An 11,393-nucleotide genomic window follows, 5' to 3' on the forward strand; every position below is an offset into this window, starting at 1 on the left:
TTCATGATGTTTCTTTCGATAGACTGCCGCTTTTGCTTCTCGTTTTCGCATAAGCTGCAATGATGATGGTTCCTAGTACACCGACTGTGATGATGTTTGAGATTCCTGCGGTAAAGCCTTGGAAAAATACCTTTTTTGCTGGCTCAGCATAAATTGCTATGTCGAGTAATGGTGCAATAACAAACCAGCCAATTGCCTGCACACTGATTTGCACTACATTGAAGAACACGATCTTTTTCCAGCCAAAGTCGCCCTCTTCTACTTTTAAACGGTTCGAAATCAAGCCAATCAATAACCCAACAACACCTGAAACGATAATCCAGCTCCACCAAGGGCCAAATGTGGTGGCATCTTTAATAAGATGACCAATAAATCCAATCAGTGCGCCTGCAACAGGACCAAATAGCACGGCCATTAATGCAAGAAATGCGTACGAGGTTTCAATTTGTGTATTCGGAATCCCAGTTGGAATGGAGACGAAGCGTCCTAAAATCACAAAGACGGCTGCGCCAATTCCGATGGCAACGACAGTTTTCGTTGAAAGTTGTTTACCTGCCATGATGTATCCTCCTCTTATTCGTATATAATGCGCGGAGCTTTGCGAATCGAAAGGCGCCAGCCTGTGCCTGTTCCGATGTTATAAGCCTTTGCAAATGACCCTTGATTGATCGCCACGCCTAAATGATCGAGTGAATTGACATATACGAGTGGTTCGCCTACCTTTAAATCGGCAAAAGATCGTCCATAGGTCATGATATTTTTATACACATTTTTTGGCCCGTTGGCAATGGTAACTTCTATTGCATCCCCATAATTGATTGAAAGCTGCTCAAATAGCGTATGATGAATGTTTGTCCAAAGGTTTCCGAACCTCACATCTAAAATATCAATCGTTCCTGTGATGACCTCTTCTTTCGCATAAGCCTGTACGACTGGAAGGTGAATAATATCATCAATATTCGCTTTTGGCCCAACCTCTTCAAAAGAAATCACACCTGAAGCGATTCTCGCCCCTGTATACGCGTAAATATCTCTCCCATGGAATGTATGTGATTTTCCCGACTTCGGCAGCCGGTTAATGGTTTCATCTAAATAACGGGCTTCTACTATGCCAATATCCTGCGCGACGTGCGTGAGTGTCCCGTTATCTGGGGTAATGATGTAGTGCGAGCTTGTGGTTTTGACGACAAGACTCTTTCTTTCTGATCCTACGCCTGGATCAACTACGGAAACGAAAACTGTCTCTTCCGGCCAGTATGTGACGGTTTGGAGCAGGCGGTAAGATGCCTCCCAAATGTCATACTGCGGAATATTGTGTGTTAGATCAAAAAGGCGGATGCTGCTGCTGACCGTATTTGCCACTCCGTACATAGCGCTGACTGCTCCATCATCAATACCGAAATCTGATTGTAAAACCAATGCATGTTCACTCATGTCAATCTCCCTTTCATTTGAAAAAATGGATGTGGTGTTTCACGTGGAACATTTGAACATTTGTATGAAAAAAGTGGACAATAAAAAATACCCCATCCTTATCTTTGAATCATAAGGACGAGGTATTTGTCTCGTGGTACCACCTTTATTTACTGTTTGCTCGCGCTAAACAGCCTCTACAAGTACAAAGCTCCAATCTGGCTCATATACTGTGGTTTTGATAACGAGTACCAACTCTCGTCGTGTCCTACTAATATCATAGATATGTTCAGCACGAGGCTCAGAGACCATTTTTCGAATCATTATTTTTGCTTCTTTTCAGCTGCCGAAGCTCTCTGTGGAAAAATTGATGATTGTACTTTCTCTCATCATTGCCTGTTTAACTATCTTGAATTAAAGCTATCATACATGATGTTTTTTGATAAATCAAGATATTTTTCTGAACATTTTCAAAAGTGAGTCAACTGGTGTTGAAAGAGTCTTCTTTTTATAAAATTTAAACAAATGTTAAAGAGCAAGATATGGTGTCTTTCCTTTCTAGCGGTATAATAAAGATGAAGGGAGGTACAGCGTGTGTGGACCATCTGTATGAATGAGTTTAAGCAGCTCTTCAAAAGCACAAAATCTATTTTAACAATTGTTATTATTTTCATTTTATCTACTTTTGTTTCAACTCTACCGTTTATTGCTGCTCATCAGGACAAATGGGAGGCAAAGGATCCTTATTCCATTGGGAATGAACTGGTGATGTCGTTATTTGGTTTCTTCCTTATTTTCTTATTGTCTCACGATATTTTAAGCCGAGAAATTCATTTGAAAACCATTCGTTTTCTCGTCAGTAAAACCACTCGTTTGAACATTATTATCGGGAAATATCTTGGACTGATGCTGTTTTGGCTTAGCTGTATTATGACGACATACGTACTGAATATGGTGATTTCACATCGTTTCCTGTTCTCTGATGCGTTAAAAATCTTAACCTTTATCAGTGTCGGTATCTCATGTGCTTTATTTTTGTCCATGCTCTTTCCAACCCCACAGAAATCAATGTTTGTTGGGATGTTGTTTTCCTTTCTTTTCCCAATCGTCAGTATGATATCTGTTCTTTCTTCAGAACGATTGATTCATTGGTTCCAATATATGACGCCTTATTATTATGTGCGCTTGAGTGAGCCGCTGACCTATATACTCTTGAATACAGCATTGACCGTTATCTTACTCATTGGAACAGCACTCCTATTTCAAAGGAGGGATGTCTAAATGCTACATACAAAAGAACTCACAAAAAAATATCGGACAAAAGTCGCGATAGATCACATTACCCTTGATGTCAATCAAGGTGATATTTTCGGGCTCATTGGACCGAAGGGTTCTGGTAAGACGACGTTTTTCAATATCATTACGGGAATTTCCCGGCAAACCTCTGGGACGTTCACGATGATGGATATGCCTTCATTAAAAAAGGTGAGGCAGCATATCGGTGTTCTGCCTGAATATACGGATTTATATGAAGGGCTTACGGCACTTGAACATATTGCCTACTTATCAAAAATCACCGGGACGCGCCAGAAAACGAGTGATTATGAAGAACTGCTCGAATTTGTCGGTTTAGATCGCTATCATCAGGAAAAGGTTGGTTCGTTCACACCTGGTATGAAGAAACGGCTCGGCATGGCGCAGGCTATCGCCCATCGCCCCGAATTTATTTTACTCGACGAGCCTTTTGCTGATATTGACGCAGATTCGATCTTGCACATCCAGCAGGTCATTGACACGTTAAAATATGAAGGGAAAACCGTCTTATTAACGGCTGACCACCCAAGGTTCACAAATAGTATTTGTACAAAAACTGCTTTTATTTCTGAAGGAAAATTAGTGTCCCCCCATACACATCCTCAAGAGAAAACCATCACATCCTCAAACATACGTGCAACCTTCAAGCATGCGTGGATTGATGATGAGGTGAAGCCTGTTCTCACGCAGTACTTACAAACTGTTGGAACAGATCTTGTGATCAGTGATGACGAGACCTCATTGTTGATTCGTTCAGAAGCCCAAGTCCCATCGATCATCCGCGCTTTCGTGAAATGCAAAGTTGATTTATACAGAGTTACGGCTCAGGATGCCATGAGTTCCTCATAAAAAAGCACCGCATGCGATCCGCACGGTGCTTCTTCTTTATGATAAAGGTTTACTCATATAGATTCCGGTTTCTTCAAATCCCGTCTTCTCATACAGTGAACAGGCAATTTGATTATGAGCAAAGACATGAAGCGAGAGTTTCTGCACGCCTAATGACTTTGCCTGCTCCTCTAATGCAGCAATGGCCTGTTTTGCAAAGCCTTTTCCTCGATAAGCTTCGAATAAAATAAAGTTGTAAATAAAACCTTCATGCTGCGGGTGATTGGGGTCATAACAAAGCCAAACCCAGCCAATCGCTTCTTCCCCATTCAAGAGATTCCATAGCTCATGATGCTCTGTCTGTAGACCTTCAGGAAGGAGCCGACCAAATTGTTCTTCTGCGTTCGCAAGTGATTCTTCCTTTTCCCATGTCCCTGCGAGTACCTTTTCTTCTGCGTACCGCTGAATGGACTTCTCCATCAATGCATCGTAATCCGCTTGTGTCATTGGTTGTAGTGTAACCAATCATACCGCCCCCTTTCCTCCATCATATGATGAGCATGCAAAAAAAACCAGTCCCATCAAGGAACTGGTTATCCGCCGAATCGGTCGGTTTGAGAAAGTTTGATTTCTACTGATTTTTTCTTTCCACTTCGGTAAAACTGCACCTTTACTTTGTCGCCGACTTTCTTTTGATATAAATACTTACGAAGGTCTACGATATTCTGTACACTCTTGCCATCAAAGGAGGTGACAACATCCAGCTCTTTGAGCCCCGCTTTTCCTGCTGGAGACAAAGACTCGACACTCATCACGACAACTCCTGATGTGACGTTAGATGGCAGCTTCAACGTTTCCTCCCAGTGATAGCTCGCAATATCTGCTAAAGATTTCATGCCAACACCTAGATACGGACGCTTCACTTCTCCGTAACGTTCTAAATCCTCTATGACAGGGATGACGAGATTCGCCGGGATAGAAAGCCCGATGCCTTCTACCTCTGATTCTGCAATCTTCATTGAGTTGATGCCGATCACTTTTCCGTCCATATTGATCAAGGCTCCACCGCTGTTACCTGGATTGATGGCGGCATCTGTTTGCAGTACCTCCGCATTCCAATCCGCCTGACCGTCTCCATTCGAGTCCACAGGAATCGCACGTTCCGTTCCAGAAATGACACCTTGTGTGACAGAGCCTGCGAATTCAAGCCCTAATGGATTTCCAATGGCGATCACTGGCTCACCGGGCTTCACATGGTCTGAATTACCGAAGGCTGCGGTTTGCTTGATCTTATCACTTTTGACGGTGAGAACTGCTAAATCCATGAGCTGATCGCTTCCGACAAGATTGGCGCCAATTCTTGTCCCATCCTGCAGACTCACTTCAAGCTGGTTGGCACCTTTGATGACGTGATGGTTGGTCACAATATAAAAGGTGTCACCCTTTTTCTTATAAATCACACCTGACCCGCTGCCTGCCTCTCCGCCTTCTTCCCAAAAGCTCGACTTTTGGATATTAATGACGCCTACAACCGTATCCGACATATTCGATACGACTTTTGTGACTGCATCATTGACGTTCACATTGACGGTCTTTAAAGGGCCCTGTGCTGCTTGCCCATCTCCGTTCTGCTGCCACCCAAAGGGACTGCCGCTCTGTCCTGTTACATAGGGGAAAAAGAATCCCATTAAAAAAGCTCCTACCAATACACCGATCAGACCAGATAGGAAATATCCTTTTCTGCTTCGTCTCGGCTTCCACTCTACATCGCGATAATCCACTATGTTTCCTTCCTTTCAGTGAATAGATGATGTATATAGTGTTGGTAAGAAGCTCTTATCTTAATCATACGATTGTAAAAATCATACGGCGCAAAGCGGGGTTGCTTTTTTCGGGTCCGTATCATATAAATCAAAGCCATCCCCGACAACAAAGCCTTTCATTTCAAGCGTCTGCTGGACTGCCATACGGGCTAAATCCTTCATGTTGTTGTCCTGACTCAAATGAGCCAAGTAAATGCGTGAGGTGGCATCTCCAATGACATCTGTCATCGCAAGAGCCGCATCTTCATTTGAAACATGTCCGACATCGCTCAGAATTCTACGCTTAATGCTCCACGGGTATCGGCCCATTTGCAGCATACCAACATCATGATTGCTCTCAAATACAAATGTATTGGCTGACTGAATGATGCCTTTCATACGATCACTGACATAGCCTGTATCCGTCATTAGGGCAAGTTTGCGCCCGCCATAATGGAACACGTAAAACATGGGCTCAGCTGCATCATGTGACACACCAAAGGACTCAACATCAAGACCGCCAAAGGATTGGACGGTTTCCATATCAAAATGGAATTTTTGCTCTGTGTCAATCTTCCCGATATGAGTCTCCATCGCCCTCCATGTTTTCGCATTTGCATAGACAGGGAGCTTGTACTTTCTTGCCATGACTCCTAGTCCTTTAATATGATCTGAGTGCTCGTGTGTCACAAAAATGCCGTCCAAGTCTTCAGGCTTGCGGTCGATTTGACCAAGCAGCTCGACCATCTGTTTGCCGCTTAACCCAGCATCCACTAAAAAGGCATGCTCGTCTGTTTCTAAATAAAAAGCGTTCCCCGTACTTCCGCTCGCTAGTACACTGAACTGCAAGCTCATGTTCTCTCACTCCATTGAAGATTTGTCATCTTTCTCTATATGATCAAGTGTTGAGCCATCAATGGCATTGATCAAATATTCTTCTTCTGTCTTTTTCTTTGAACCAGTGGATACGCCTTCAAGCTCGACTCGCCATACAGGCACCATGACCTGCGTGCTTGCACCTGGGTATTGCGTATAGTAGCCCAGCTCTACTTTTTTCACGGTCGTGTTTTGGCTCAGCATGTTTTGCGTATATAAGTCCTTCACGGTTTCAAGTGCTGGAACAAGGGTTTCTTTTCTCACTTCATTAATCGATGTCACCATTGACTGCTGATACGATACGACCTCGTTTTTATCATTCAGATCTAGGGTGATTTTTCCGATGGTTTCGGAGTCCTCAAGGCCCTCTTGGAAAATGTATTTCCCTTTATACGTTTGGAAAAAGACGATTTTCCCTGACTCTTCATCAATACTCCACAGCTTATAATTCTTCCCATCCAGCAAACGCTGGTTCACAAGGTTTGCCGCCGCTGTTTTCATATCTTTTTTCGGCAAGGCCACTGGTTTAGTGAAGGTCATTTCAAGCAGCGTGACCGGATCATCTTTGTCTGTTTTCGGGAATGTGCTTTTCGCCTTTTGATCAGCTAATTCGTCAACATCCTTTTTCGTATATTGCTTCTTTTCAGCTGTAATGCGGTAGCCAATCTTCGCTTCATCTGATAGATTGCCATATTTGATCCCGTCTGCCTTCATTTCTTCCAGCGTATCCGTTTTTTCGATAATCGCAAAATGATCGGTTGATCGTTTTTCAAAGTATTGAAAACCTAGAAAGATATCGAGAACGAGAAAGGCTAGGATAAAGATCGTTTTGGTCTTATTCCACTCCATGATTCTCGCTCCCCTCTGTCAACAAATCATGCGATAGAATCACGGTTTTGCCGTTGTATTTCATGCACCATACTGGCTCCAGCCAGACAAACATCGCTTGATCTTGATCTGATGCGGTGGAAGCAGCTTGATAGGCCGGGAAAATTTGTTCAATTTTCTCAAGGTCATCATATTTCGTCTGCTTGACGATTAAGTCCTTCAGCTCTGTCCCGTTCATCAGCTTGACTTGTTCACTCTGACTCGCTTTGTTGCCTAGAATATAGTTTGGACGCTTGTAATTCAAGATGTCGTCATTCGCCCACTGTACTTCAAGAGAGGTCATCCCAAATGGATGCTTTGTACTGTTGACGATCGGCAGGCCATCCATAAACATATTAAAGGAAAGCTGCTGGTTGCTATTGATGCCAAAGTATTGATAGTCATCGGTAAAGCTTCCCGTATCATTGAAATACTTCACACTTCGCTTGATCAAATCTCCCGTTTGGAAAACGGTGCTGCTGTTGATATTGCGATGCTGATATTGGATGCGGTGGTCTTTTTGATTGGCTTCAAGACGACTTGTGCCATCTGTGTACACCGTCCGGTTTAAATTAGACTCCTCGCCGACTAGACTTGGATCCGTAAACAAAGCGTCCTTGAATTTGCTTGTCTTAATCGTTTCGATAAAGAACATTTTCGCTTCAAGCTGCTTTTGCTTTCTCGGAAGGAGGAAATCTCGTTTCGAATTCGCTGAGAATGTATAGAGATCATAGTGCGGCATCTCGTTTTGAGCGGCTGCGATACTGTCCATGAGATTTCGATAGTTAGCGGATTCTATTGTCAGCTCAAGCACCGTTTCCTTGCTGTATGAAACCAAATAGACTTTCTTATTGGCCTTGTCCTGCTGGGAGAACGGCACAATCATCCGGTCAAACGAGTTGTATTCAATGGACTTGTTCGGCCATTTAAACAACGCTTGGAAAATATCAATCGGAATTGGGTCATTGAACACAAGATCCAATGTCTTCCCCTGTCCTCCGCTTCCATAGAAGAAATTCTTAAATTTCTGCTCCGAATATTGATCTGACACATCCGAAATCTCTTTCACATCCCAAAGGCTCACGTCATTCCAGAAGTTTTGAAAGAGTTCCTTTTGATCCACTTTCAAATGCTCCCCATTTGAATGGATGAACATCTCGCGCGGCTTTACGACATCAATGAGGCTTCTAGGCTCGTCGCTTGAAATCTTCTTCGTTTCCACGACCTGAGTGCCTGCATCTGCCTGGTCCTGCATGACGGGCTGGAACATCCAAATATTCCACGTAAATACAAGACTGATCGCAATTAGGATTGTCAATATTATGGTTTTAAAGGTCTCACGCTTCATCCCAATCATCCTCTTGTTCTTCATTGTACGGAAGGGTAAAGGTCACCGTTGTTCCTTTTCCTTCAATGCTGTCAGCCCAAATATCTCCGCCATGAGCCTGAACCATTTCTTTTGCAATCGCAAGGCCTAGGCCGGTTCCGCCAAGTTTTCTTGTTCTCGCCTTATCCACTCGATAAAAACGTTCAAAGATTTTATCCATATCCTTCTTCGGAATACCGATCCCTTCATCTTTGACGCTGAATAATACAAGACCATTCTCCTCATCCAAATCAACGGTAAACATGATATGTCCACCCTCTGGCGAGTATTTCATGGCATTGGAAATGATATTATCGAGCACCTGTGTGATTTTATCTTGATCGATTTCCACATATATTTCACGCTGCGGAAGATTGCGGATAAAATCGACATGCTGCTCTTTCGTCATTTCAAAACGATCAATGACCAATGAGATAAACCTGATAAAATTCGTCCACTCACGGTTGAATTGATAATCCTTGCTATCGAACTTAGACAGCTGCAGCAGGTCATTAACAAGACGGATCATACGCTCTGTTTCATTTTGCGTGACACTGAGGAACCTTGGCGCAAGCTCTTTATCACCAATTGCCCCTTCAGCCAGTGCCTCAAGATAGCTTCGCATCGTCGTCAGCGGTGTGCGCAGCTCATGTGATACGTTTGCGACGAATTCACGGCGTTCTGCATCAATTTTCTCCTGCTCTGTGACGTCGTAAATGACCGCAATTAAACCATCAATCTTCCCGTGCTCTTTCTGAATCACTGAGAAATTTACACGCAAAACAGACAGCTGATCTTCGCGTTCGATTTCTATCAGCATGGAATCTTGATTTTCGACTAAATCTTCAAAGGTATGCGTGTCCTCGAGGCCCAGTAAGGACGTAATCGGCATCTCTAGTGCTGTTTCACGTGAAACATTTAACAGCTCTAATGCTGGGCTGTTTAATAGAATAATCGCACCGTTTTGATTCGTGGCGATGACACCATCCGTCATATAGGCAATGACCGAAGAAAGCTTTTTCCGCTCACCCTCCGTCATCAGCTGCGCTTCCTCCAGCTCTCTCGTCAGATGGTTAAAGGTCGTCGCAAGCTGGCCAATCTCATCATGTCCATACTTTCGAACCTTTCTGGAAAAGTTCCCTTTGGCGAGCTCGATCGCTTGCTTCCTCATATCCGAAATAGGATGAGTGATTGTTCTAAAGATGAAGATCCCAAGTAGTGCGGTCGTCCCAAGTGCGATTAGTGTGCCAGTTGCCAAAATGGTGTTAATGGTTCGCATTTGGTTAAACACGCTCTCCATCGAAGACACAACATAAATCACACCGACAGTTTCTTGGTTTTCATTTTTCACGGCTGTCGCAGAAATACGCACCCGTTTATTGGATTCTGGGTCATAGAATTTCTTTTCATAGTCTTTGCCTACTGCGAAAATCCGGCTAATGATTTGATCTGTGATTTTCTTGCCGGCAATCTCCTGACTGCCGTTATTCACAGAGGCAATCACCTCTCTGCTTTCATCGATATAGCTGACTTCAGAAATTTCATTAGACTCATCTTTGTTGTTAAAGTCGTTTAATATCTTTTGAGCATCCTCTTTTAATTCTGCCTTGCTTTTCGATGAATCTTGTTCTAGGTAATACGATAACGAGTAGATTCGCTGATTCAAGGAATTATCATATGAATTAATTAAGGACTGCTCTAGCTGCTTCACAAAGTACACGCCAATGATCTGCATGGCGACAATGATCAGCAGCACGTAAATTAAGGTCAATTTAAAGTGAATCGAGCGAAAAAAACCTACTTTATTCATAAGAATCTTAGTCCTGCTCTGGGTTTCTTAAATAGTAGCCGACGCCTCGTCTTGTCACGATCCAGCTCGGGTGGCTAGGGTTGTCTTCAATTTTCTCACGAAGACGGCGGACGGTGACGTCTACTGTACGGACATCCCCGAAGTAATCGTAGCCCCATACGGTTTGCAGCAAGTGCTCACGTGTCATAACCTGTCCGATATGTTTCGCTAAGTAATGAAGCAATTCGAACTCACGGTGCGTCAATTCAATCGTTTCCTCGCGCTTAGACACCACATACGCATCTGGATAAATGACAAGTGATCCAATTTCAATATCATTTGATTCAGATTCTTCCTCTGTCTGCGGCGTAGCAATTTGTCTTCTCAAATTCGCTTTCACACGGGCAAGCAGTTCGCGCGTGCTAAATGGCTTCGTCACATAATCATCTGCGCCAAGCTCAAGACCGATGACTTTATCAATTTCAGAGTCTTTTGCTGTCAGCATGATAATCGGCATGTCATATTTCTTTCTCACTTCACGGCATACCTCAACGCCATCTTTGTTCGGTAGCATAATGTCGAGCAGAATAATGTCCGGTTTGATTTCTTCTACCATTTCAAGGGCTTCATTGCCGTCATATGCACAATGAACCTCATAGCCCTCTTTTCTTAAGTTAAACTCCAATATATCAGCAATCGGTTTTTCATCATCTACGACAAGAATCTTTTTTTCCATTGTGATTTCCTCCTGCATTTTTAGCATCTATGTCATTCCATTTTTGCATGTCTCATCAGACCTTTTTCATTTGAGCAAAAAAGGTTCACTGTCTATTATAACGTTTTACGTGGCAAAGATAAAAATAATAACGGCTTTCTTTTCTAGCAATCGTTGGATAGGAAGACGATACTCAAAAAAATGATGGTTTTTTTCCTTTTTTATTGAAACTTTTCCAGTCACTGATCGTCTATATAGATGTAACGTCTTCTTCTTATGGAGCCGGGCCCTACCTAGGTCCGGCTTCTCCCTTTTTATGCCTTCTTTTCATAAAATAAAAACGCACCTGCGATTGCAGATGCGTTTGGAAGTGGCTCGGGACGGAATCGAACCGCCGACACACGGATTTTCAGTCCGTTGCTC

11 protein-coding genes and 1 other annotated feature are annotated in these 11,393 nt (G+C 43.2%); of the genes, 2 read left to right on the forward strand and 9 right to left on the reverse strand.

Features of this window, described 5'->3' with window-relative positions:
• Position 1: 1 nt before the first annotated feature.
• On the reverse strand, positions 2 to 559 hold the full coding sequence (locus QRN39_RS15305) for an ECF-type riboflavin transporter substrate-binding protein (protein WP_137054113.1): 558 nt from the start codon (positions 557 to 559) through the stop codon (positions 2 to 4).
• Between the two features lie 14 nt (positions 560 to 573).
• Positions 574 to 1,434 (reverse strand): SAM hydrolase/SAM-dependent halogenase family protein, encoded by an 861-nt coding sequence (locus QRN39_RS15310; protein ID WP_012011872.1) that lies wholly within the window; start codon positions 1,432 to 1,434, stop codon positions 574 to 576.
• A 110-nt stretch (positions 1,435 to 1,544) separates the two neighbouring features.
• Positions 1,545 to 1,815 (reverse strand) — a binding site (T-box leader).
• Between the two features lie 192 nt (positions 1,816 to 2,007).
• Between QRN39_RS15310 and QRN39_RS15315 the strand changes: the two genes are divergently transcribed.
• Both QRN39_RS15315 and QRN39_RS15320 read left to right on the forward strand, forming a co-directional pair.
• Positions 2,008 to 2,694, forward strand: coding sequence for an ABC transporter permease subunit (locus QRN39_RS15315; protein ID WP_003215033.1), 687 nt, complete (start codon positions 2,008 to 2,010; stop codon positions 2,692 to 2,694).
• Positions 2,695 to 3,576: an ABC transporter ATP-binding protein gene (locus tag QRN39_RS15320; RefSeq protein ID WP_212046685.1), complete on the forward strand. Its 882-nt coding sequence runs from the start codon at positions 2,695 to 2,697 to the stop codon at positions 3,574 to 3,576. It begins immediately after the preceding gene.
• A 36-nt stretch (positions 3,577 to 3,612) separates the two neighbouring features.
• Here QRN39_RS15320 and QRN39_RS15325 read toward each other — a convergent pair whose 3' ends face one another.
• The 7 genes from QRN39_RS15325 to yycF all read right to left on the reverse strand — a co-directional run bounded on the left by QRN39_RS15325 (position 3,613) and on the right by yycF (position 10,991).
• Positions 3,613 to 4,080, reverse strand: coding sequence for a GNAT family N-acetyltransferase (locus QRN39_RS15325; protein WP_284907573.1), 468 nt, complete (start codon positions 4,078 to 4,080; stop codon positions 3,613 to 3,615).
• Positions 4,081 to 4,148: 68 nt separating this feature from the next.
• Entirely contained in the window at positions 4,149 to 5,339 is a 1,191-nt protein-coding gene (locus QRN39_RS15330; RefSeq protein ID WP_374726243.1) for a S1C family serine protease, read from the reverse strand.
• A 78-nt stretch (positions 5,340 to 5,417) separates the two neighbouring features.
• Positions 5,418 to 6,212, reverse strand: a complete 795-nt coding sequence (locus QRN39_RS15335) for an MBL fold metallo-hydrolase (protein WP_284907574.1) — start codon at positions 6,210 to 6,212, stop codon at positions 5,418 to 5,420.
• A gap of 6 nt (positions 6,213 to 6,218) precedes the next feature.
• A complete protein-coding gene (locus QRN39_RS15340) occupies positions 6,219 to 7,082 on the reverse strand; it encodes a two-component system regulatory protein YycI (RefSeq protein WP_284907575.1) in 864 nt (287 codons plus the stop codon).
• Positions 7,069 to 8,448 (reverse strand): two-component system activity regulator YycH, encoded by a 1,380-nt coding sequence (gene yycH / locus QRN39_RS15345; RefSeq protein ID WP_284907576.1) that lies wholly within the window; start codon positions 8,446 to 8,448, stop codon positions 7,069 to 7,071. The genes QRN39_RS15340 and yycH overlap by 14 nt, the downstream gene beginning before the upstream one ends.
• The gene (gene walK / locus QRN39_RS15350) at positions 8,438 to 10,276 is read right to left on the reverse strand and encodes a cell wall metabolism sensor histidine kinase WalK (protein ID WP_137054106.1); all 1,839 of its coding nucleotides are present in this window, start codon (positions 10,274 to 10,276) and stop codon (positions 8,438 to 8,440) included. The genes yycH and walK overlap by 11 nt, the downstream gene beginning before the upstream one ends.
• 7 nt (positions 10,277 to 10,283) lie before the next feature.
• On the reverse strand, positions 10,284 to 10,991 hold the full coding sequence (gene yycF, locus QRN39_RS15355) for a response regulator YycF (RefSeq protein WP_003215017.1): 708 nt from the start codon (positions 10,989 to 10,991) through the stop codon (positions 10,284 to 10,286).
• Positions 10,992 to 11,393 lie beyond the last annotated feature (402 nt).

Origin of the sequence: Bacillus sp. lyk4-R2A-2, assembly GCF_030209735.1 — a bacterium.
GTDB classification, from domain to species: Bacteria; Bacillota; Bacilli; order Bacillales; family Bacillaceae; genus Bacillus; species Bacillus pumilus.

Excerpts from the sequence above, each read along its gene's own strand:
- yycF (WP_003215017.1), bottom strand. The coding sequence starts at position 10,991 with ATGGAAAAAAAGATTCTTGTCGTAGATGATGAAAAACCGATTGCTGAT.
- QRN39_RS15320 (WP_212046685.1), top strand. The coding sequence starts at position 2,695 with ATGCTACATACAAAAGAACTCACAAAAAAATATCGGACAAAAGTCGCG.
- QRN39_RS15335 (WP_284907574.1), bottom strand. The coding sequence starts at position 6,212 with ATGAGCTTGCAGTTCAGTGTACTAGCGAGCGGAAGTACGGGGAACGCT.
- QRN39_RS15305 (WP_137054113.1), bottom strand. The coding sequence starts at position 559 with ATGGCAGGTAAACAACTTTCAACGAAAACTGTCGTTGCCATCGGAATT.
- yycH (WP_284907576.1), bottom strand. The coding sequence starts at position 8,448 with ATGAAGCGTGAGACCTTTAAAACCATAATATTGACAATCCTAATTGCG.
- QRN39_RS15340 (WP_284907575.1), bottom strand. The coding sequence starts at position 7,082 with ATGGAGTGGAATAAGACCAAAACGATCTTTATCCTAGCCTTTCTCGTT.
- walK (WP_137054106.1), bottom strand. The coding sequence starts at position 10,276 with ATGAATAAAGTAGGTTTTTTTCGCTCGATTCACTTTAAATTGACCTTA.
- QRN39_RS15310 (WP_012011872.1), bottom strand. The coding sequence starts at position 1,434 with ATGAGTGAACATGCATTGGTTTTACAATCAGATTTCGGTATTGATGAT.